Consider the following 22,192-nt stretch of genomic DNA (forward strand, 5'->3'; position numbering starts at 1 on the left):
ATACTTATAATGCGGAAGATTGGAGGGTTTATCATGAAAGCTGAAAATATCATTTTTTTAGTGATCGCCGTATTAACGACGTTCAGTATTGCGCTTATCGGTGTTGCCATAGGACAACACAGCTGGCTCATCGCCATTATTGCCATTGTCGCTGTCTTCTTCCTAATGGGCTTTGGCTTTTCTTTGAAAAAGAAGTTCAGAGAAAGAAACAATAATGCTTAAGCCAGGGAAACAGCTTTAGCGAACTTTATATATTCTTTTCCTTTTTCATCTTTTTCCAGACCTATTTGCTCAAAACCGTTCCTGTTTAAAAATAGGATCCAATCCTGGTTTAAGACAGGTGCGGCAGAAAAAAGAACAGAACTGAGGGTTTCCACTTTTCTGCAGCAATCAGCCACAATTTCCCTGGCTTGACCCTGATTTCTCTGTTCCGGGTCAACAAGTATGGTACCAAGCCATGGCTTTCCATTAGAAGGAGCAGCGTATACAAGATACGTTGCTCCTATTTTTTGTCCGTGTATACTCCAGATCAGCCATTCTCCACCCGTCTTATCGTACGTTTTCATATAGGTTTCAAGCTCAGCTTCACTTTCGTTACCTGTCAGCCCTTCCTCCTCCAGCCAGCGCGGAGAGGAGAGAATCATTTTCTTTAAAAAAGGAAGATCTTCTGTTACAAACAGTCTACTGTCCATTGGCGCTTGTTCCTGGTGAAATGAGTCCAAGGATTTCCTGATGCAATGAAGGCTTTGCTGCGAAAATGCTTGTTTTATCAAGTACATTGACTGCACTCCCATTCACGTCCGAGATAATCCCGCCAGCTTCTTTAATTAAAATATAGCCAGCAGCAAAATCCCAAGGCGACAGTCTCAATGTCACATACGCATCCAGGCGTCCGCATGCCACATATGCAAGCTCGATGGCTGCTGTGCCATACGATCGTGTTCCTCGTGACTTTCTCACCAGAGGCAAAAGAAGCTGATGGTCAATTTTCGGGTTCGGTGTAATCCATGTTGCATTCAGGCCAATTACCGACTTATCGAGTGTGGTATCTTCCAGCCTCGGCAATTTTTCTTCATTGAGATACAGACCTTCCCCAGCCTTGCAGTGAAACAGCTCATTGCGAACCACATCATAAATGAAAGCCAGCTTTTCTTCTCCGTCATGAAACACGCCGACCGAAATGGCAAAGTTCAATTGCTGGTGAACAAAATTCGTTGTACCATCAATCGGATCAATGATCCATACTGTGCCATCAAGGTTTTTAACCTTGTCTCCATATCCCTCTTCACCCAAAATTTCATGATCCGGGTATTTATTTTTGATTTTATCAATAAAAAACTGTTCAATTCCCTTATCCATATCCGTCACAAGATCCGCAGCATGTGATTTGTATGTAATGTTCAATTCGTCTGAAAACGAACGTTTAATGACTTCACCAGCTTCAAACACCCAGCTTTTTGCCGTCTCATAAAGTTCCGTGAGCTTTGCGCTTTCCATTTTTATATCCACTCCTTGTCTCGTGTTTCCTTTACTATATGTTACCACTATTTACCCCCAACATAACCATACAACGCTTATTGAAAAAAGAAGGTTCCCCCCTTACACCAAAAAAAACGACCCTGCATAAGATCAGGTTCGTTTTTTTTACCCTGTGTCAGTTGTGATCATGCCTCTAGTCTCACTAGCTCTTGACGTAATTTCTCCAGCTTGCGCTTCGACTCATTGATTTGTTTTGTGTTTTTATTTTGCAGCGCATCGAAAAGGGTGGACAATTCATAGTCGATTTCAAGTTTTAATACAGGGATTCTGCGTTCTGCATCCGTTCGTTTTAGGGTTTGAATGACTTGTTTCATACACTTTACACATCCTTTCTCTCTTTTGTAAGAATACTAAATATTCTGATTTTGGATATTGTCTTCTATCATATGATTGACTTTGGCTTAATGCAACCTTATTCTCTTTTTTTCATAAAATATTATAAAAGTAGCATATATTGCGAACTGTGGTAAACTACTAACCTGAACGACAATTACGTTTTTTAGCAGGAGGAAAGACAATGCAATTTGATGGATTTAACGAGAAAGATTTTTCTGTATTTGCCATTGATGGCCTAGAGGCGAGAATGGAGAAACTGATCGAACAGGTCAGACCGAAATTGGAGGAGTTGGGAAAACATTTTGCTGCGGAACTTTCATCATCCACTGGAGAAGAAATGTTTTATCATGTGGCCAAACATGCCCGCAGAACCGTCAATCCTCCCAATGATACATGGGTGGCATTCTCAAGCAGCAACCGCGGCTATAAAAAGCTTCCTCATTTTCAGATCGGGCTTTTTGAAACCCATATTTTCATCTGGTTTGCTGTCATTTACGAATCTCCCGTAAAAAAAGAATTTGCAGCGTTATTAAAAGAAGAGCTGGATTCAATCAATAAGAATATCCCTGATAACTTTGTCTGGTCGCAAGATCACATGAAGCCAGATGCCCTTCCACACCTCGATGTGAAAAACGGCAAACTTTCTGATTTTATCAATTCCTTGGCAAATGTAAAAAAAGCTGAACTTCTGTGTGGAATACATATTCCAAAAGAGGAAGCCATACAGATGGATGGAGATACGTTTATACATAAAGCGGATTCTGTTTTTCAAACCCTTATGCCCCTGTATGAGCTGAAAAAGAAGATATATTCCGAATAAGTTTGATTAGGCAAGAAGGGGAGAAGGTTTCTCCTCTTCTTACCACCATTATATTGTTGGCTAAAAAAAAGGTTTGGGTAGATTGTTTTTTATTTTTCCAATCCCACCTTAGCCCATTTACTGCGTATTTCGATTGCCTCATCAATAATGCGGTCCATCAGTTCCCCGACCGAAGGAACATCATGAATTCTTCCCATCACCTGGCCGGCCCACCCAAATCCTTCATCTGCTTTTCCTTCATAGATATAACTTTTATTCCGCTCTCCACTAATCAGGCCTTTCAAGTCTTCATACGCCGCACCCTCTTCCTCCCGTGAGAGAATGAGATTGGTCCAACTGTTGGCGACAGCCCTTCCAGGAGCCCCGAGTGTTCGTTTTATAACGGCCGTATCCGTTTCTAGGCCTTTAACAAGTGCCTCTTTATAAGATGGATGGGCGTGCTCACATTCCTTTGTGGCAATAAACCTTGTACCCATTTCAATGCCTTCCGCTCCAAGAGCCAACGCTGCCATCAATCCTCTGCCATCCCCGATTCCTCCTGATGCAATAACCGGAATGGACACAGCATCGACAATTTGCGGTATGAGGACCATCGTTCCTATATCGTCTCTGCCAATATGCCCTCCTCCTTCTTGGCCAACTGCCATTACTGCATCCGCACCAAGCTGTTCTGCTTTTATAGCCTGCCTGGCCGACGCCACCAGAACGAGTTTTTTGACGGGTATTCCTTCAAGCATCCGAAAAATTCCCGCAGGGTTTCCACCTGTCATACTGATAACCGGGACACTTTCTTCAACCGCCGCTTCCACCATATGCTCGTAGGGGCGGCCGTGCTGTCCGATGGCAAAATTCACCCCGAACGGAAACGGCGTCATTTCTTTTGTTTTTCTGATTTCTTCTTTTAAATGAATCGGAGTTTCAAGCGACATGGCGGTGATTTGACCGAGGCCGCCGGCATTCGATACCGCAGAAGCTAGTCTTGAATAAGCAAGATAGGCCAAGCCTCCTTGTACAATTGGATATCGTGTGCCCAGCATTTTCGTAATTCTCGTATTCATCCTCTTTTCTCCCCTATCCTTCTTTTTTGGTTTTCTTTGCATACAAAACTGTTAGAATCTGATATACTGTCTTTTGTTTTACTATGTACAAATATACAAAGAAACGAATTAAGTTCATTATAGATGAGGTGTCTGAATTGTCACAACATGAAACCCCTTTATTTACCGGCTTGAAAGAACATGCCAAACGTAACCCTTACCAATTCCATATTCCCGGTCATAAGAAAGGCCAGGGAATGGATCCTGAGTTCAGGGATTTTATCGGCGAAAACGCATTATCGATTGATTTGATTAATATTGCACCACTTGATGACCTTCATCAGCCCAAAGGGATGATTAAAAAGGCGCAGGATCTTGCCGCCCAGGCATTCGGAGCAGATCACACGTTTTTTTCTGTCCAGGGGACAAGCGGCGCCATTATGACCATGATTATGTCCGTTGTTTCGCCGGGAGATAAAATTATTGTCCCGCGCAATGTGCATAAATCCATCATGACGGCGATCGTCTTTTCCGGAGCCACCCCTGTTTTCATTCATCCGGAAATTGACCGGGATTTGGGGATCTCTCATGGCATTACACCTCAGAGCGTGAAAAAGGCGCTCGAGCAAAACCAGGATGCCAAAGCGGTTCTTGTCATTAATCCAACGTATTATGGCATTTCAGCCAACCTAAGCGAGATTGTGGACATTGCCCATAGCTATCATGTTCCAGTTCTCGTGGATGAAGCTCATGGCGTACTCATTCATTTCCATGATAAAATGCCTCTGTCAGCCATGCAGGCTGGAGCAGACATGGCCGCGACCTCTGTTCATAAATTGGGCGGATCCTTGACCGGTAGTTCAATACTGAATATAAAAGAAGGGCTTGTTTCAGCAAAACGCGTGCAAACCATTTTAAGTATGCTAACCACCACATCCACTTCTTATATTCTGCTGGCATCACTCGATACAGCCCGCAAGCGTCTTGCTACTGAAGGATACAGCATCATTGAAAAAACCATTAAATTAGCCAATGAGGCAAGAGAGAAGATCAACCAGATTCCCCTGCTGTACTGCGTGGGTGAGGAAATACTGGGAAAAGAAGCAACCTATGATCTTGATCCTACAAAACTGCTGATTTCAGTAAAAGATCTTGGCATCACAGGTTACGATGCAGAAGTATGGCTCCGCGAGGAAAATAACATCGAAGTAGAGCTTTCCGATCTGTATAATATCCTCTGTTTGATTACTACCGCAGACCACGAAAAAAATATTATGGTCCTTGTTCATGCATTAAAAAAAATGGCTGAGCACTTCGGAAAAAATCCTGGCGGCAAGCCGGTTCAGCCACTCCCGGTACACGTTCCGGATATTCCGGTTCTTGCTTTGTCACCGCGCGATGCGTTTTATGCCGATACGGAAAGTATTCCATTTGAAGAATCCGCCGGAAGAATCATTGCGGAGTTTCTGATGGTGTATCCTCCTGGTATTCCGATTTTCATTCCAGGAGAAATTATTACTCAAGAGAACCTGAATTATGTTAAAGAAACGATTGAAGCTGGTCTTCCAGTTCAAGGACCTGAAGATCCGGATTTGAAAATGATCAAAGTCATTAAAGAGCATATCGCAATCCGTTAAGAACAGACGCCTGGATAAACTTCCAGGCGTTTTTCAATATCAAAGGACCCGGCTTTTAGTATGCCGGGTCCTCTATCTTCCCTATTTTTTTTCGTTTGTGCTTGAGCAGTTCGGGCATTTATTGGAATATAACTTCGTTACTTTTTCATCTTCAAAATGTTCAATAGTGTTGTCACATGTTTGGCAAATGATTTCTCCCATCTTAAAACATCTCCTTTTCATGTAAGCGCTTTTATTCTTATCTCCATAATATTATGTCACATTGATTTTGTCAACCATTAATTAGTGTGTCACATTTATTTAATTAGGATAATTAATCATATTGTTCAGAAGCAGGTATGTGGGGAACCGACTCTTCAAAAAATAAGGACAAATCTTTCACTTCTTTTAAAGAATGAATTTGGAATACCCGTTGCAAGTACTCATAATTTTGCAAGTCATTGGCATCTAAAAGCGCAGATCGCCCTGTCTGCATACAGATAACCAGCGGCTTTCCGAAAAACATATTCGTGTGAACAATTCCAAAATCATAACGAACATCCTCCGTTGTAAAACCAACGAACCTGACCCCCACATTTTCTTGTTCATCGTATAGCTTTTCAAAAATTTCCACAGTAACCCCTCCTTTAAATTCATTCGTAAAACGGGCTGCTATGCTTGCAATATATCACAACTATATTCGCTGAAATGTGTTTTATAACATCTTACAATTTATATCTTTTTCCCCTCTGACTCCACTCATAAACATTTATTGTCAAAATATTTTAAATAATGATAAACTTGTTGGTGTATTATATAATGGATGATTTTAAAGAAAGCGGGGATTCACCTTGCAGGAAAATGCTTATATTAAGTTAGTGCCGGCTTCAAAGCAACAAACCATTTCAATCGATGAAGTAAAGGATCTCTTCCATTATTACAAGGACATCACCAGCAAAACCGGTTCCCAGCTGGGTTGGCAATACGGGGAATCAGCTTTTCCCTACACCATTGAAGAGAAGAGCCATGCAAAAGGCCAATGGTTTTATTTAAACAGCAATGATAAAATGCGGTTTAAATACATTATGGTTGGGGTAGATAATGAAGCAGGATCCATCCCCTATATTCAAGTTACCCTTCCTGAAGGATTTACCCATGGTGATAAAGGAAAAGCAAATGAATTCTGCAAGTTCCTGGCTAAGCATCTGGATGCCGAGCTTCATTTATTTAATGGAAGGATTATGTACTACTATAAAAGAAAATAAAACGGGTTAACATCATAGGTGTAATTTTAATGGGCGGAGTCCTACCTTTTGGTTAGACTTCTTTTTTTATGTTCGATATCCTATTAACTTGGGGGATGAAGGCAATACTACGAATGGACCTGAAACTAAAAAAAAAAATTTCTTTAGTAAAGGTGTGAAACATTATCGGTGGTTGCAATTCTGTTAATTGCCACATTCTTTATTACATCTGCGGACTCAGCAACATTTGTTCTTGGCAAGCAGACGTTCAACGGCAGCCTTTATCCGCCAAATAAAATCAAATTAGTGTGGGGAATCGTTCAGGCAGCCACAGCTGCTGTTCTTCTCTGGTCAGGAGAACTACAGGGACTTCAGACCGCTGCAATTATCACTGCCTTCCCCTTTGCCTTTATCCTTATTGCAATGATGTTCTCAATGGTAAAAACATTGCGTGAAGAACTCGCCAGCATATGAAAATCAGAGTAAAAAAGGTAAAGACAGCATTGTCAACTTTGTTAAAAGAAATAAAACGGATGAACATAACGTACTTTTTAAAGCAGAAAATGTTGACTGACACACCCTTACAGATACCAAATAGGAAAAGTACAAAAACATGAAAAACAACATCACTTCAAAAAAAGACCTGTCGTTTTGAGAAAGTTCAATGACTGTAAAATAACCTGCCCATAAAAGTACATGAAGCAGCGTCAATAAGCTAAAGGTTCTCATAGGCATCCCCCTTTCCTACTTTATGCTTCATGGTGGCAGTCAACCCATAAAATAGGATAAATAGCGGCTCCTGGTTCCCCAGAACCGCTTTTTTCATGTAAATAATGCAACAAAAAAACCTTCCCAGCAGGAAGGTTTTTTCGATAATAACTATTATTTAACGATGTGAATTGGAGAACCAAGAGCAACTTCCGCTGCCTCCATGGAAATCTCACCGAATGTTGGGTGAGCATGGATGGTCATTGCAATGTCTTCAGCTGTCATTCCAGCTTCAATCGCAAGTCCAAGTTCAGCGATCATATCAGAGGCGTTACCACCTGCGATTTGAGCACCAAGAAGTAAACCATCTTCAGCACGAGTGATCAGTTTCATGAAACCGTCAGTTTCGTTCATGGAAAGAGCACGTCCATTTGCAGCAAATGGGAACTTGGAAGCTTTCACTTCAAATCCAGCTTCTTTTGCGCTCTTTTCATCATAACCGACAGTAGCCAATTCAGGATCTGTAAATACTACAGCTGGAATGGCAAGATAGTCGATTTCAGAAGGATGGCCGCTGATCGCCTCAGCCGCAATCTTTCCTTCATAAGAAGCCTTATGAGCAAGAGCAGGTCCTTCAACGATATCACCGATTGCATAAATGCCTTTAACATTTGTTTGGCATTGCTTATCAATCTTGATCAATCCACGCTCAGTCATTTCAATTCCCACTTGTTCAAGACCGAGTTCTTCAGTGTTTGGACGGCGTCCCACAGTAACCAATACATAATCTGCTTCAAAGGTTTTTGTTTCACCTTTGATTTCAGCCGTTACTGTAACTCCATCTTTAGTTTCTTCAACGCCTTTGGCAAGAGCTTGTGTAAACACTTCTACATTGCCTTTTTTCTTCAGACGTTTGGAAACCACTTGGCTCATTTGCTTTTCGAAGCCAGGAAGGATTTGTTTGCTTCCTTCAAGCACTGTTATTTCAGTGCCAAAGTTTGCAAATGCAGTTCCAAGCTCCATACCAATGTATCCACCGCCGATTACTACCATCTTTTTAGGAACTTCCTGAAGAGCAAGTGCTCCTGTTGAGGAAATAACACGGTCACTCCATTTAAATCCAGGAATTTCAATCGGACGGGAACCTGTTGCAATGATGCAATTTTTGAAAGTATATGTTTGAGATGATTTTTCATCCATGATGCGTACTGTGTTTTCGTTAACGAAGTAAGCTTCCCCGCGAATGATTTCCGCTTTATTCCCTTTAAGCAAACCTTGAACTCCAGAAGTCAACTTTTTCACAATACCGGATTTCCATTCTTGAACCTTGCCAAAATCAACAGTTACGTTCTCTGCTGAAATTCCCATATCATCGGAATGCTTAGCATGTTCTACACGGTGTCCAGCATTGATCAAAGCTTTTGAAGGAATACATCCAACGTTCAAGCATACGCCGCCCATTTCACCTTTTTCTGCAACAGCAACCTTTTGGCCAAGCTGTGCAGCACGGATTCCAGCCACATATCCCCCAGGGCCGGAACCAATTACGAGTGTGTCTAATTCAATCGGAAAATCACCTACAACCATTTCTCTACGCCTCCATTACTAGTAGTTGTGGATCGTTCAATAAACGCTTAATATGATTCATTGCATTTTGAGCCGTTACACCATCGATCAAACGGTGGTCAAAGCTTAATGATAACGCAAGAACAGGTGCTACGACAATTTCCCCGTTTTTCACCACTGCTTTTTCTGCAATGCGGCCAATTCCAAGGATGGCAACTTCCGGATGATTGATTACCGGAGTAAACCATTGTCCGCCTGCTGAACCAATGTTGGAGATCGTTACAGATCCGCCTTTCATCTCATCAGCAGAAAGTTTTCCGTCACGCGCTTTAACAGCAAGCTCGTTGATTTCCGCAGAAATTTTAAAGATGGATTTACGGTCAGCATCTTTTACGACAGGAACCATTAGACCGTTGTCTGTATCAGCAGCGATTCCAATGTTGTAATAGTTCTTCCAAACGATTTCTTCATTGGCATCATCAATGGATGCATTAATTGCCGGGAATTCCCGAGCAGCAGAAACCAATGCTTTTACAACATATGGAAGGTAAGTAAGCTTGATTCCTTTATCAGCTGCAACCTGCTTAAACTTCTTACGGTGTGCCACAAGCTCAGTTACATCGATTTCATCCATTAATGTCACATGAGGAGCTGTGTGCTTGGAGTTCACCATCGCTTTGGCAATGATTTTACGTACACCTTTAATTTTTTCACGTGTTTCGTTTTGGCCCGCAGGAATTGCTTTTGGTGCTTCTTTCGCAGCAGGCGCTTCAGCAGGAGCCGTTACAGCTTCCTGATCTTGACTAGTTGTATCACCGCTCAGGAATTTCTCGATGTCTTCTTTCATAACACGGCCATTGTCTCCAGAACCGGAAACTTTGCGGATATCTACGCCTTTTTCACGTGCATATTTACGAACAGAAGGCATAGCGATTACACGCTTGTTTTCATCCACAAGCTCATCAGCAGAAGGTTCTGTTTTTGCCGCTTCAGTTTTTTGCTCAGGCTCAGCAGCAGCAGGTTTTTGCTCTTCGTCTGCTTTAGGCTGTTCTGGTGCTTCTTCTGTTTCTTCAGATTCAGGCGCACTGTCGGATTCGATGGTTACAAGCACGTCACCAACAACAGATACTGTTCCTTCGTCTACTTTTACTTCAAGAATTTTTCCATCTACTGGAGAAGGAATTTCAACTACTGCTTTATCATTTTGTACTTCAAGAAGAATATCGTCTTCCTTGACTTCATCTCCTGCTTTTACAAACCATTTAACAATTTCGCCTTCGTGGATACCTTCACCGATATCGGGAAGCTTAAATTCAAATGCCACTAACAACGCCTCCTATAGTAAAAAATTAATCATGCTTTATTGGGATAAAAAGCGGAAAAAGAAATCAGAAAGATTTCTTTTTCAGACCTGTTGTTTAGCATTAGAAGTTATAAACTGTCTTCGCCTTTTCAACGATATCCTTATAATCAGGAAGCCAAACGTCCTCTGCTGCTGCAAACGGGAATACCGTATCAGGAGCAGCGACACGAAGTACAGGAGCTTCAAGGCTTAGGATGGCACGGTCATTGATTTCAGCAACAACAGTCGCACCTACACCTGCTTGTTTCTGTGCTTCTTGAACAACAATGGCACGTCCTGTTTTCTCAACTGAAGCAATGATTGTATCAATGTCAAGAGGGCTAACTGTACGAAGGTCAACCACTTCAGCGGAGATTCCTTCTTTTTCAAGCTCTTCTGCTGCCTTTAGAGAAGAGTGAACCATTGCACCGTAAGTGATGATGGAAACATCTTTTCCTTCACGTTTTACATCAGCTTTTCCGATTTCAATTGTATATTCTTCTTCCGGAACTTCGCCACGGAAGGAACGGTACAATTTCATGTGCTCAAGGTATACAACCGGATCATTGTCACGGATTGCAGAAATTAACAACCCTTTAGCATCGTATGGTGTAGAAGGAATAACGACCTTAATACCAGGAGCCTGAGCCACAAGACCTTCTAGGTTGTCCGCATGAAGCTCAGGAGTTTTTACGCCGCCGCCAAATGGTGAACGGATCGTGATTGGAGAGTGGTACACTCCTCCAGAACGGTAACGCATACGTGCAGCCTGAGCCACCACGGAATCCATTACCTCAAAAACAAAACCGAAAAACTGAATTTCCATAACTGGGCGGAAACCAGTTAGTCCAAGTCCGATCGCCAGACCGCCGATTCCGGACTCTGCAAGCGGAGTATCGAATACACGATCTTCGCCAAACTCGGATTGAAGGCCTTCTGTCGCACGGAAAACTCCGCCGTTTTGACCAACATCCTCACCGAATACAACAACATTTTCGTTGTTTTTCAATTCAGTGCGCATTGCATCTGTGATTGCTTGAATCATGGTCATTTGAGCCATATTATTTCGACTCCTTTGCTTTGTATTCTTCAAGTTGCTCTTTAAGATTGTGAGGAAGCTCTTCGAACATAAAGCCGATTAGATCAGTTACTTTCTGTTTTGGAGCTGCATCGGCTTTTTTGATCGCAGCTTTAATATCATCCTTCGCCTGATCAATTACTTTATTCTCTTGCTCTTCAGACCAAAGTCCTTTTCCTTCAAGGAAGGTGCGGAAACGAACAAGAGGATCTTTCTTCGTCCATTCACTGTCAAGGTCTTCTGTACGGTACCGTGTAGGATCGTCTCCAGCCATAGTATGCGGACCATAACGGTAAGTAAGAGTTTCGATTAATGTTGGACCGTCTCCGTTCAATGCGCGTTCACGTGCCTGCTTGACTGCAGAATAAACAGCGAGTACGTCCATTCCATCCACTTGGATTCCTTCGATACCTGCTGCAACCGCTTTTTGAGCAATTGTTTTTGCTGCGGACTGCTTTTCTACTGGAACAGAGATCGCGAAACGGTTATTTTGCACAACAAAAATCGTCTGTGCATTATATGCTCCGGCAAAGTTCAAACCTTCATAGAAGTCACCCTGGGAAGCTCCGCCATCACCTGTGTAAGTAATAGCAACATTCTTTTTGCCTTTTTTCTTAAGTCCGACACCGACACCAGCTGCTTGAACAATTTGTGCACCGATGATGATTTGCGGCATAAGAACATTTACGCCTTCCGGAATTTGACCGCCTCCGAAATGTCCACGGGAATATAGAAAAGCTTGATATAACGGCAGTCCGTGGAACACGATTTGCGGGATATCACGATATCCTGGAAGAATCCAGTCTTCTTTATCCAGCGCATATTGAGATCCAAGCATGGAAGCCTCTTGACCTGCAACCGGCGCATAAAATCCTAACCGTCCCTGACGGTTTAGGGAGATTGCTCTTTGGTCCCAAATGCGCGTATATACCATACGTGTCATTAATTCCTGTAATTCTTCATCTGAAAGTTCAGGCATAGCAGATTCATTAACTACTTTCCCGTCTTCTGTTAAGATTTGAAAGGTTTCAAATTGTTTTTCAACCTGTTCAATCAAACTCATTAACCTTCACCTCTTCCTTCCTTACACCAATGTTATCCGCCATGTATGTAATAGGCGCATCTATTAGATTGCCCAAAATTTACCGTATACATGACATGGTTTATAAAAAAGCCTTGAAGGGTCCCGATGCACAAATCATTATTGCTGTTTCCCTATTTAACCCAGGGTAAACATTAAGCTTGTACACCCTTCCTTTATATAAGGGCTTTCATAAACTGTATTACTATTTTTTGAATATAGAGTAATACAATCATCTTAAACACATCATTAGTTTACACCTTCGTATATTGACCGTCAATTGTTTAATATCAATAAGTTATTGAATTATTTTTCCCTGGACTATTGCTGTTGCACCTTTATCACAAAGCGCTGTATCACTACCTGTATTCATCTGTTTCAAAACAGGTTTTTTTCAGGAAATGAGCGATCTCACCTCGTTTTTCTAGCGTTTCGGACTCATAAATATGGTAGAATACAGAAAAAGCGATTGTCATATGAATAAGAGAAATCACCATAACGGGAGGAAAACCTATGCTAACCATGAAAGATATTGTCCGAGAAGGCAACCCCATTCTTCGCGAGAGGGCAACAAACGTTGAACTTCCTCCTCAGCAAGAGGATATTCAAATTGCGAAAGAAATGCTTGAGTTCTTAAAAAACAGTCAAAATCCCGAGCTGGCACAAAAATACAACCTTCGGCCTGGAGTAGGTCTCGCATGCCCACAGATCGGAATTCCCAAACGGATCATCGCAGTCCATACCCAGGATGATCAAGGTGAATCATACAGTTATGCTCTTTTCAATCCAAAAATTGTCAGCCACTCCGTTAAAGTCACCTATCTCGAAGGTGGCGAAGGCTGCCTTTCAGTTGACCGAGATGTTCCCGGGTACGTTCCGCGCTACGCGAAAGTTACCGTCAGGGGAACTACAATAAAAGGCGAACAAGTCGATTTAAAATTAAAAGGCATGCCCGCCATTGTGTTTCAACATGAGATTGACCATCTTGACGGCATTATGTTCTATGACCGCATTAATAAAGAGAATCCTTTTACACCCCCTTCCACTGTAATCCTCAACCGAGCATAAAGAAAATCCCTGTCCATGTGACAGGGATTTTTTTGTCTATTCCACTATTTTCCTCGCAATCTGAAAAAAACAGGTGGCATACTATAACCAATTATAAAAAAAGGACGGTTATGACCACATGAAAAGGAAACGACGAATCATCAACAGATTAAAAAAACTCATTGATGAATATCCTTACCTTAATCCAAAAAAAACGCGCATTTTGCTTTCGATCATCGATAAAATTCCCTGTATTTCCGCCTGTCATCGTGCCGATAATGAAAAAAACATGAAAAACATGCTTATTTCATTTATAATAGAACGAAGATATTGTTAATACTAGCACGGTAAGGAGACGAAAAAATGATTTTTAAAGTTTATTATCAAGAAAACAAAAATGAGGTACCTATTCGGGAGAACACTAAATCTCTATTTATGGAGTCAACCTCCATTGAGGAAGTACGAAAAAGTCTTGCGAGTTCAAATTTTAATATTGAGTTTGTTCAGGAGATTAAAGGGAAATTCCTAGAATATGAGCAACAATCAGACTCTTTTGAAGTGGAGAAAAGATAATTTATGAAATTTGTTAAAAACCATCAAACTGCAGTCTTTGCCCTCGGCGGCATGGGTGAGATAGGAAAGAATACGTACGGTATTCAATTTCAAGACGAAATCATCCTCATCGACGCAGGAATTAAATTTCCGGAGGACGAGCTGCTTGGCATTGACTATGTGATCCCGGATTATACGTACCTGGTGAAAAATGAAGACAAGATCAAAGGGCTATTTATTACCCACGGCCATGAAGACCACATCGGAGGAATTCCCTACCTGCTTCGTCAGGTTAATATTCCGATTTATGGCGGAAAGCTTGCCATTGCACTAATTAAAAATAAACTTGAAGAACATGGTTTGCTAAGACGGGCAAAATTATATGAAATTACCGAGGACCAGGTAATTAAATTCAGAAAAACATCCGTTTCGTTTTTCCGAACCACTCACAGCATACCGGAATCGTTCGGAATTGTTGTGAAGACACCTCCCGGGAATATTGTACATACCGGCGACTTCAAGTTTGATTTTACCCCGGTCGGCGAACCGGCAGATTTAACAAAAATGGCCGAGATCGGAAAAGAGGGTGTTTTGTGCCTTCTTTCCGACAGCACCAATGCTGAAGTTCCGGGCTTTACAATGTCCGAACGCCGCGTGGGTGACAGCATCAATGATATTTTCCGAAAAGTGAACGGCCGGGTGATTTTCGCTACGTTTGCTTCTAACATCTACCGCCTGCAGCAGGTAGTGGAAGCTTCTGTACAAAATAACAGAAAGATCGCTGTCTTTGGCCGGAGCATGGATTCCGCCATTACCATCGGGCAGGAACTTGGATTTATAAAGGCTCCAAAAGGCACCTTTATCGAGTCTTCTCAAATTAACAGGCTGCCAGATAACCAAGTCACGATTCTGTGTACAGGAAGCCAGGGAGAGCCGATGGCCGCACTTTCCAGAATTGCTAACGGGACCCACCGTCAAATTCAAATTATCCCTGGGGATACGGTCGTATTTTCTTCATCTCCAATCCCAGGAAATGCATTAAGCGTAAACAAGACGATCAACCAGCTGTTCCGTGCAGGCGCTGAGGTGATTCATGGATCCCTCAATGATATCCATACCTCCGGTCATGGGGGCCAACAGGAACAGAAGCTGATGCTCCGATTAATGAAGCCGAAGTATTTCCTTCCGATTCACGGAGAATACAGAATGTTAAAGACGCACATTAATCATGCCACGTCTTGTGACGTTCTGCCTGAGAATTGCTTTACGATGGATAATGGTGAGGTTTTGGCCTTATCCAGCAATGAAGCATCCGTCGCAGGAAAGATCCCTTCTGGATCTGTTTATGTAGACGGAAGCGGTATTGGAGATATCGGAAACATTGTTCTCAGAGACCGTAAGATTCTTTCCGAAGAAGGTTTAGTTGTTGTTGTTGTCAGCCTCAATATGAAAGAATTTAAAATTGAAGCTGGTCCTGATATTATTTCCAGAGGGTTCGTCTACATGAGAGAATCCGGCGATTTGATCAATGATGCACAAAACCTTTTGAAACAGCACCTGAATGGTCTTATGGAAGAAAAACGAACAAGACAATGGTCTGAAATTAAAAATGAAATCACCGATGTCCTTTCACCATTTCTTTACGAAAAAACGAGAAGGCGTCCGATGATCCTACCGATTATTATGGAAATCTAATGAATAAAAGCATGAGAGGAAAATTCCTCTCATGCTTTTTTTGATCGATTGATCATGCCATCAAATTATCTTCGAGCCGGTTGATATCCTTTTCTGCACCAATGACAATCAAAACATCGCCTTCCTGAACAGGCTGGTTGGCATGCGGTGAAACAATGACTTCATGGTCTCTTTTGATAGCGACCACATTGCAGCCGTACTTTGCCCGAATATCCATTTCTAACAGGGATTTTCCTTCTATTTTGCTTCCGGCCACCATTTCGACGATACTGTACTCATCCGATAATTCCAGATAGTCAAGAACACTTTTTGAAACCACCTGATGGGCAATTCGTATACCCATATCACGTTCAGGATGAATAATGCGGTCCGCACCAATTTTTAATAATACCCGTTCATGATAATCATTCTGGGCCTTCACCGTAATTTTATCAATACCCATGTCTTTAAGAATGAGCGTGGTCAAGATACTGGATTGAAGATTCTCCCCGATCGCTACAATGACATGCTCAAAGTTTCGAACTCCCAAACTCTTGAGTACCCCTTCATCCGTTGAGTCCGCCACCACGGCATGAGTAGCGATTGAAGAATACTCATTTACCCGGTCTTCATCCATATCGATCCCGAGCACTTCCATCCCCTGCTCAACCAATGCCCGGACAACCCCTCCACCAAACCGGCCTAGCCCTATTACCGCATATTGCCGTTTCACCTGTCGTTTTGCCACATTAATTCCTCCAGCATATCACATGTACTATTTTTTATTTAGCATATCACATTGTCCCCTCTTCACAAAACTACCATTCTCAATGCATTGAGAATAAACAAAAAAAAATGGCCAAGATAAATCTTGGCCATTTCCTTATGAAACAGGTCTTACACGTTAAGTGTTTCTTGTCCTGGTTTCCAGTTTGCCGGGCAAAGTCCGCCAGTTTGAAGTGCTTGAAGTACACGCAATGTCTCGTCCACATCACGGCCGATATTGTTGTGGTTAACTACTGCATACATTAATTCGCCTTCAGGAGAAATAATGAACAGTCCACGAAGGGCAACGCCTTCTTCTTCAATCAATACGCCATAGTCACGTGCTACAACATGATTTGTGTCTGCAGCAAGTGCATAGTTAACATCACCAAGACCATTTGAATCACGTGGAGTATTGATCCACGCTTTGTGCGTATGAATAGTGTCTGTTGAAACACCAATTACTTCTGCATCCAAATCTTCGAACTCGTCAAAACGATCGCTCAAAGAAGTGATTTCAGTAGGACATACGAATGTGAAGTCCATTGGATAGAAGAATAGTACTGTCCATTTATCATTCTTCATGTTTTCTTCAAGACTTACTTTGCCAAATTCTTTGTTTGGCATTACAGCGTCCATTTCAAAGCGCGGAGCTTGTTTTGCTACCATGCGTTCTGCCATGTTAAAATCCCTCCAACTAATTAAGTTATTGCTTCACTATTATTATAATGCACCCTTACTTTTTAGTCAATGTTAAATAATAATTAATTTAAATAAGGGCCTTATAAATGACAACCATTTTTACTTTCCCCCATATCATAACAAGTTAATCAAAAGAAGTGAAATAATTGGATTGCGCCGTTTACTCGGTTATACTGTTATGCATACTAAACATGTTAACAACAGAAGGAGGAGCAAGTATTAATGCCAGATTACAGAAAATTTACTGAGGTGGACTGGGGAGCTATTTTGATCAGCGCCGGAATTTTAGTGCTAAAACTCATTGCAATCTATATTATTTATATAGTCATCCGCAATATTGGAAAGAAAATCATCCGAACAGCCTTTGAACGAATGATGCATCGAAAAAGCATGTCCAATTTCAGGGCAAGAACTTTGGAGACACTGGTTATCAGCATTTATACATATGCCTTAATCTTTATGGCTTTTGTCGCCGTTTTTGGTCTGTTCAACATTGATATCCGAGGGCTGCTTGCAGGCGCGGGGATCGTTGGACTTGCTATCGGCTTCGGAGCACAGGGACTTGTCAGTGATATTGTTACAGGGTTCTTTATTCTCCTGGAAAAACAAATTGATGTTGGTGACTACATCACAACCGGCGTATTTAACGGGATCGTAGAGGATGTAGAATTGAGAACAACCAAAGTAAGAGGCTTTGACGGTACGCTTCATTATATACCGAACCGGTTAATCACAAGTGTAAGCAACCATTCCAGAGGCAATATGAGGGCTCTCGTTGATTTTAAAATCCCCACCACACCCCAGGTTGAAAAAGCATTGAGAATTATTAAAGAAGAAAGTCTTGTACTCCAGCAGGAGGAGCCCGCCATCCTTGAAGGGCCGAATGTTCTTCCAGTGATCGAGGAAGAAACTGGCCTAACTGTATTGCGCATTCTTGCAAGAACCGAAAACCTCAAGCAATGGAGCATGGAGCAAAAAATCAAAGACCGCCTTCATCAGAAGTTTAATGAAGCAGGTATTCAGTTGCCTTCTCCGGAAGAAGATAAAGCCGGCGAGCCTGGTACCGAATGATTATTAAAAGGGATCAAAGGGTATTCATGATATAGAATCCCATATAAAGGAGGTTTGTATCTTGCCTTATGATTCTCTTAAAGAACTGCCAGATTCAGTAAAAGACAACCTTCCGCACCACGCACAGGAAATCTTCAAAGAAGCCTTCAATTCTGCCTCTGAAGAATACAAAGAAGAAGAAACGGCTTTCAAGGTTGCATGGAGTGCGGTAAAAAACAAGTACGAAAAAAATGATAACGATGAGTGGGTAAAAAAAGAAGAGTAATAAAAAAAGGCAACAACATGTTATATCATGTTGTTGCCTCTTCTTTTTCTCTTTTTATCACTTTTAACTTTTTGATTTGATGTCCGTCCATTTCAATCACTTTGAATGTATACCCTTCGTGTTCTACTTCTTTATCAAGGTCCACATCAATTCCCTGGCTTAAAAACCAGCCTCCGATTGTATCAAGATCCGAATCATCAAGATCCAGATGGAACATTTCATTCACTTCGGAAATAAGTACCTTTCCTTCAAGAATGGTCACTTGATCATTTACTTTTTTGATTCTCGGCTCTTCATCTTCATCAAACTCATCCCGAATTTCACCTACGATTTCTTCAATAATGTCCTCAACGGTAACAATGCCCGAGGTTCCTCCATACTCATCCATTAATACTGCCATATGCACCCGGTCTTTTTGCATTTTTACGAGCAGCTTCTGTATGGGAAACGATTCATGGACAGAGATGATGGGCCGTATGTATCGTTCCAGCTCCTCTTCTTCATTGGTTACATGTTCATTAAAGAATTCCTTTATGTTCACCAAACCAATAATATGGTCTTTATCCTCATCGGCAACCGGATATCGCGTAAACTTTTCCCCTCTCATGATATCAAGGTTTTCCCAAAAGGTATTTTCTTTATATAAACAGACAATCTCGGTACGGGGAACCATAATTTCCTTCGCCAGTCTGTCATCAAACTCAAATATCCGGTTTACATAACGGTATTCGGATTGGTTGATTTCCCCGCCCTCAAAGCTTTCGGATAGCAGGTGGCGCAATTCCTCTTCATTGTGGGCCATTTCGTGTTCTTCCCCGCGCTTCAGTCCCATTATTCTGGTAAGGATCGCAGCGGAACGGTTTAAAAGGAAGATAAACGGAAACATAATCACGCTGAAGGCAATTAAGGGTCTTGCAACCGCCATGGCAATAGCCTCAGACTTTCTGATTGCAAATGACTTTGGAGCCAATTCGCCAAGTACAACCTCAAAATACGTAATAACTGTAAATGCAATGATAAAAGAAATGGTGTTGATTAATTGCGCTGGCAGATCTACATGCTGAAAAACGGGATGAAGCAGCGTTTCCACTGTCGGTTCTCCCATTCCACCCAGTGCCAGTGATGTTATCGTAATTCCCAGTTGTGTAGAAGAAAGATAACCATCGATATTGGCCAGAATTTTTTTAACAGCTTTTGCATTTCCGTTTCCCTGTTCTGCCAGAAAATCTATTCGGGTTGATCGGACTTTTACAATGGCAAATTCAGTAGCCACGAAGAATGCGGTTATTAATATTAGGATGATAATAATGAAGATATTGAATAATGCCATGTGGTTATCCCAGATCACTTATGTGACCAAGGAACGTCACCTCCTGCTGAAAAATAAGAGTAAAGATAATAAAGATTACCCTCTACACCTAGCAGATAAACAAAGACAAATGAGGAAGGAACAGCTTAATCGCTGTTCCCCTCTGTTTTTTTATTGCTGAAGCTTGCTTTGTACTGCCTGACAAACATCATCAGCACTCATACCGTCTGCGTTAATGACAGAGCCCTGCACAACTGCATTTTGCATGCCCATCACATTTTCATCCTGACCAGAGATCACACAGCAATCACAGCCGTTTGCGTCATTTTCCTGACGAAGCATAACCACATCAAAACCTTTAGCTTTTAAAGCATCGGAAACATTAGTTAAGGATTCCTCCACACCAATTCTTGCCATCGTTTCCACCTCCTTAGCATTTTTAATTTTTCCTAGGAGAAGGCGACTTATTCCTCTGACAACGAAAAAAGGACTGCTCATTACGAGCAGCCCCTTATTTAATATGTTTTCTAATTTCATTTTGCTTTCCATTCGATATAAGAAACAAGCGTACGGAGAGCGACAGGAATCGCTTCTTCTTTCGGCTCTATCCTGGAATGGTGAAGACCGAACTCGCTGTCTGCTCCTAGCCAAAACATAAACCCTGGAATTTCTTTTAGAAAATAGCCAAAGTCTTCTCCTGTCATGGCTTCTTTGCAATGGTAAAATTCAGCTGTTTTTTCTCGCTCGAGGAAGGCAATGAATTCTCTCGTCAGTTCTTCATGATTGTACACCTGATAATAATTGGCGCCATAATCAATCTCGGCCTGGCAATCAAAAGACATTTCGAGACCCCTCACAAGGGATTCGATCCTTCCTTTGACCTTTTTCATGGAGTCGGAGGAAAGAGTACGGATGGTCCCCTCCAAACGGGCGGTTTCCGCAATGATATTTTGCTTTGTCCCGCCGGTAATTTTACCAACCGTCACGACGGCTGAATCAAGAGGATCAATGTTTCGTGCCACAATCGACTGAAGCTGGGTCACCAAATGACTGGCGGCAACGACCATGTCATTGGCAAGGTGAGGATAAGCGGCATGTCCGCCTTTCCCTTTAATATCAATAAAAAGCTCCGACGTGTTGGCGAACAAAAGCCCTTCTTTGACCGCAATTGTGCCAACCGGATATTCCGGAGCGATATGCAATCCGAGGATCATATCGGGTTTTTCGGACTGAAACTCTTCGCTTTGAAGCAAAGGAAGTGCCCCCCCTGGCCCTTCTTCTGCCGGCTGAAACACAAACAGCAAATCATCCTTCACCGGGTGATTGACAAAATAATCGAGCAACCCCAATGCGACGGACATATGGATATCATGTCCGCAGGCATGCATGAATCCTTTATGAAGAGAAGAAAATTCATAGGTGGTTTCTTCCTTAATCGGCAATCCATCCATATCCGTGCGATAAGCAATTGTTTTTGAAGGATGGGTACCTGACACCTTAGCAAGTAAACCAGTCTTCCATTTTTTTACGCTCAGGCGTTCTTGTGGCAGCTGAGTTATGAAATCTAGAATAAACTGCTGTGTTTTGAATTCCATAAAACCCGGTTCAGGAATTTGGTGCAGCTGTCTTCTAATGTCAATGAAACGTTGAGCTTCCATTCAATATCATTCCTGTCCAGACAAGATTAATCGTTCAGTTGACGCAATTCATGCTTAATTTCTGTTTTCGATTTTGTTTTTTCATCGATTTCTTTAATCACACGCGCAGGTGTTCCGGCTACCACTGTGTATGGAGGTACATCTTCGATGACGATGGCACCTGCTGCAACAACAGCTCCTTGTCCAACTGTAACTCCTTCAAGAATCACCGCGTTCGCCCCAACAACGACATCATCTTCAACAACAACAGGTTTTGCAGATGGCGGTTCGATCACACCAGCCAAGACGGAACCTGCTCCGATATGACAGTTTTTCCCGACAGTTGCACGTCCGCCAAGAACCACATTCATGTCGATCATAGTACCTTCACCAATTACTGAACCGATATTGATGGCAGCGCCCATCATGATTACAGCGTTGTTTCCAATTTCAACCTGGTCACGGATAATCGCACCTGGTTCAATACGTGCGTTAATATTTTTCATATCAAGCAACGGGATGGCTGAATTGCGGCGATCATTTTCCACCACAAAATCTTCAATTTTGCTTTCATTGGTTTTCAGTACGTCCTGGATCTCTTTCCACTCACCAAATAGTACCCCGGTGTTCCCATTGATGAACGATTGAGTGTTTTCACCGAATTGGAGCCCCTTCAGATCCCCTTTTACATATACTTTTACAGGTGTTGATTTTTTACTGTTACTAATAAAAGAAATAATTTCATTTGCATCCATCATTTTCATGGTGTGTGCTCCTCCTTTAATACGTTCTGTATTGTATTA

The 22,192-nt window shown here is 42.0% G+C and carries 25 protein-coding genes and 1 pseudogene; 10 read left to right on the forward strand and 16 right to left on the reverse strand.

What is annotated here, in order from left to right; all coding sequences use genetic code 11:
- Positions 1-33 precede the first annotated feature (33 nt).
- Positions 34-222 carry a DUF5325 family protein gene (locus DMO16_RS06750; protein WP_061969164.1) on the forward strand — a complete coding sequence of 63 codons (189 nt, stop codon included), beginning with the start codon at positions 34-36 and terminating at the stop codon, positions 220-222.
- Here DMO16_RS06750 and DMO16_RS06755 read toward each other — a convergent pair.
- From DMO16_RS06755 to DMO16_RS06765, 3 genes are all read right to left on the reverse strand, one after another.
- Positions 219-692, reverse strand: coding sequence for a GNAT family N-acetyltransferase (locus DMO16_RS06755; protein ID WP_129476161.1), 474 nt, complete (start codon positions 690-692; stop codon positions 219-221). The two genes, DMO16_RS06750 and DMO16_RS06755, sit on opposite strands and share 4 nt — an antisense overlap.
- Positions 682-1,497 carry an inositol monophosphatase family protein gene (locus tag DMO16_RS06760; RefSeq protein ID WP_129476164.1) on the reverse strand — a complete coding sequence of 272 codons (816 nt, stop codon included), beginning with the start codon at positions 1,495-1,497 and terminating at the stop codon, positions 682-684. The genes DMO16_RS06755 and DMO16_RS06760 overlap by 11 nt, the downstream gene beginning before the upstream one ends.
- Positions 1,498-1,664: 167 nt before the next feature.
- Positions 1,665-1,853: a hypothetical protein gene (locus DMO16_RS06765; protein WP_061969159.1), complete on the reverse strand. Its 189-nt coding sequence runs from the start codon at positions 1,851-1,853 to the stop codon at positions 1,665-1,667.
- A 203-nt stretch (positions 1,854-2,056) separates the two neighbouring features.
- On the opposite strand from DMO16_RS06765, the gene DMO16_RS06770 reads away from it, so the two are divergent.
- A complete protein-coding gene (locus tag DMO16_RS06770) occupies positions 2,057-2,695 on the forward strand; it encodes a YktB family protein (protein ID WP_061969157.1) in 639 nt (212 codons plus the stop codon).
- 89 nt (positions 2,696-2,784) lie between these two features.
- Here DMO16_RS06770 and DMO16_RS06775 read toward each other — a convergent pair whose 3' ends face one another.
- A complete protein-coding gene (locus tag DMO16_RS06775) occupies positions 2,785-3,753 on the reverse strand; it encodes an NAD(P)H-dependent flavin oxidoreductase (protein ID WP_129476167.1) in 969 nt (322 codons plus the stop codon).
- A 137-nt stretch (positions 3,754-3,890) separates the two neighbouring features.
- Between DMO16_RS06775 and DMO16_RS06780 the strand changes: the two genes are divergently transcribed.
- A complete protein-coding gene (locus DMO16_RS06780; RefSeq protein ID WP_061969153.1) occupies positions 3,891-5,369 on the forward strand; it encodes an aminotransferase class I/II-fold pyridoxal phosphate-dependent enzyme in 1,479 nt (492 codons plus the stop codon).
- A gap of 81 nt (positions 5,370-5,450) precedes the next feature.
- Here the strand turns inward: DMO16_RS06780 and DMO16_RS06785 are convergent, their stop codons facing one another.
- The gene (locus tag DMO16_RS06785) at positions 5,451-5,591 is read right to left on the reverse strand and encodes a GapA-binding peptide SR1P (protein ID WP_425590020.1); all 141 of its coding nucleotides are present in this window, start codon (positions 5,589-5,591) and stop codon (positions 5,451-5,453) included.
- Positions 5,592-5,682: 91 nt separating this feature from the next.
- The gene (locus DMO16_RS06790) at positions 5,683-5,982 is read right to left on the reverse strand and encodes a DUF3055 domain-containing protein (RefSeq protein ID WP_061969151.1); all 300 of its coding nucleotides are present in this window, start codon (positions 5,980-5,982) and stop codon (positions 5,683-5,685) included.
- 217 nt (positions 5,983-6,199) lie between these two features.
- Between DMO16_RS06790 and DMO16_RS06795 the strand changes: the two genes are divergently transcribed.
- Both DMO16_RS06795 and DMO16_RS06800 read left to right on the forward strand, forming a co-directional pair.
- Entirely contained in the window at positions 6,200-6,613 is a 414-nt protein-coding gene (locus tag DMO16_RS06795) for a DUF1885 family protein (RefSeq protein WP_129476171.1), read from the forward strand.
- A 162-nt stretch (positions 6,614-6,775) separates the two neighbouring features.
- Positions 6,776-7,066: pseudogene (locus DMO16_RS06800) on the forward strand (BCCT family transporter); the annotation flags it as partial.
- A gap of 408 nt (positions 7,067-7,474) precedes the next feature.
- Here the strand turns inward: DMO16_RS06800 and lpdA are convergent.
- The 4 genes from lpdA to pdhA all read right to left on the reverse strand — a co-directional run bounded on the left by lpdA (position 7,475) and on the right by pdhA (position 12,349).
- Entirely contained in the window at positions 7,475-8,887 is a 1,413-nt protein-coding gene (gene lpdA, locus DMO16_RS06805) for a dihydrolipoyl dehydrogenase (RefSeq protein WP_129476176.1), read from the reverse strand.
- A gap of 4 nt (positions 8,888-8,891) precedes the next feature.
- Positions 8,892-10,190, reverse strand: a complete 1,299-nt coding sequence (locus DMO16_RS06810; RefSeq protein ID WP_061969140.1) for a dihydrolipoamide acetyltransferase family protein — start codon at positions 10,188-10,190, stop codon at positions 8,892-8,894.
- A gap of 100 nt (positions 10,191-10,290) precedes the next feature.
- Entirely contained in the window at positions 10,291-11,268 is a 978-nt protein-coding gene (locus tag DMO16_RS06815) for an alpha-ketoacid dehydrogenase subunit beta (protein WP_061969138.1), read from the reverse strand.
- Between the two features lies 1 nt (position 11,269).
- Positions 11,270-12,349 carry a pyruvate dehydrogenase (acetyl-transferring) E1 component subunit alpha gene (gene pdhA, locus DMO16_RS06820; protein WP_061969136.1) on the reverse strand — a complete coding sequence of 360 codons (1,080 nt, stop codon included), beginning with the start codon at positions 12,347-12,349 and terminating at the stop codon, positions 11,270-11,272.
- Positions 12,350-12,880: 531 nt separating this feature from the next.
- On the opposite strand from pdhA, the gene def reads away from it, so the two are divergent.
- The 3 genes from def (at position 12,881) to rnjA (ending at position 15,661) form a co-directional block, all read left to right on the forward strand.
- Positions 12,881-13,435 (forward strand): peptide deformylase, encoded by a 555-nt coding sequence (def, locus tag DMO16_RS06825; RefSeq protein WP_129476179.1) that lies wholly within the window; start codon positions 12,881-12,883, stop codon positions 13,433-13,435.
- 342 nt (positions 13,436-13,777) lie between these two features.
- A complete protein-coding gene (locus tag DMO16_RS06830) occupies positions 13,778-13,987 on the forward strand; it encodes a DNA-dependent RNA polymerase subunit epsilon (RefSeq protein WP_129476182.1) in 210 nt (69 codons plus the stop codon).
- Between the two features lie 3 nt (positions 13,988-13,990).
- Positions 13,991-15,661 (forward strand): ribonuclease J1, encoded by a 1,671-nt coding sequence (rnjA, locus tag DMO16_RS06835; protein WP_129476185.1) that lies wholly within the window; start codon positions 13,991-13,993, stop codon positions 15,659-15,661.
- A gap of 52 nt (positions 15,662-15,713) precedes the next feature.
- Here rnjA and DMO16_RS06840 read toward each other — a convergent pair whose 3' ends face one another.
- Positions 15,714-16,373, reverse strand: coding sequence for a potassium channel family protein (locus DMO16_RS06840; protein ID WP_061971558.1), 660 nt, complete (start codon positions 16,371-16,373; stop codon positions 15,714-15,716).
- A 164-nt stretch (positions 16,374-16,537) separates the two neighbouring features.
- A complete protein-coding gene (locus DMO16_RS06845; protein ID WP_129476188.1) occupies positions 16,538-17,086 on the reverse strand; it encodes a peroxiredoxin in 549 nt (182 codons plus the stop codon).
- Positions 17,087-17,329: 243 nt separating this feature from the next.
- Here DMO16_RS06845 and DMO16_RS06850 point away from each other — a divergent pair, with 243 nt between their 5' ends.
- Both DMO16_RS06850 and DMO16_RS06855 read left to right on the forward strand, forming a co-directional pair.
- Positions 17,330-18,178 (forward strand): mechanosensitive ion channel family protein, encoded by an 849-nt coding sequence (locus DMO16_RS06850; RefSeq protein ID WP_129476190.1) that lies wholly within the window; start codon positions 17,330-17,332, stop codon positions 18,176-18,178.
- A gap of 61 nt (positions 18,179-18,239) precedes the next feature.
- Positions 18,240-18,443, forward strand: coding sequence for a ChaB family protein (locus DMO16_RS06855; RefSeq protein WP_129476193.1), 204 nt, complete (start codon positions 18,240-18,242; stop codon positions 18,441-18,443).
- 25 nt (positions 18,444-18,468) lie between these two features.
- Here DMO16_RS06855 and DMO16_RS06860 read toward each other — a convergent pair whose 3' ends face one another.
- The 4 genes from DMO16_RS06860 to dapD form a co-directional block, all read right to left on the reverse strand.
- Positions 18,469-19,773, reverse strand: a complete 1,305-nt coding sequence (locus tag DMO16_RS06860; RefSeq protein ID WP_061971556.1) for a hemolysin family protein — start codon at positions 19,771-19,773, stop codon at positions 18,469-18,471.
- A gap of 150 nt (positions 19,774-19,923) precedes the next feature.
- Positions 19,924-20,169, reverse strand: a complete 246-nt coding sequence (locus tag DMO16_RS06865; protein WP_061969120.1) for a YkuS family protein — start codon at positions 20,167-20,169, stop codon at positions 19,924-19,926.
- A gap of 116 nt (positions 20,170-20,285) precedes the next feature.
- On the reverse strand, positions 20,286-21,410 hold the full coding sequence (locus tag DMO16_RS06870) for an N-acetyldiaminopimelate deacetylase (protein WP_061969118.1): 1,125 nt from the start codon (positions 21,408-21,410) through the stop codon (positions 20,286-20,288).
- A gap of 26 nt (positions 21,411-21,436) precedes the next feature.
- A complete protein-coding gene (dapD, locus tag DMO16_RS06875) occupies positions 21,437-22,153 on the reverse strand; it encodes a 2,3,4,5-tetrahydropyridine-2,6-dicarboxylate N-acetyltransferase (protein WP_129476196.1) in 717 nt (238 codons plus the stop codon).
- Positions 22,154-22,192: the final 39 nt, after the last annotated feature.

Source organism: Fictibacillus sp. S7 (assembly GCF_004127935.1).
GTDB classification, from domain to species: domain Bacteria; phylum Bacillota; class Bacilli; order Bacillales; family Fictibacillaceae; genus Fictibacillus_C; species Fictibacillus_C enclensis.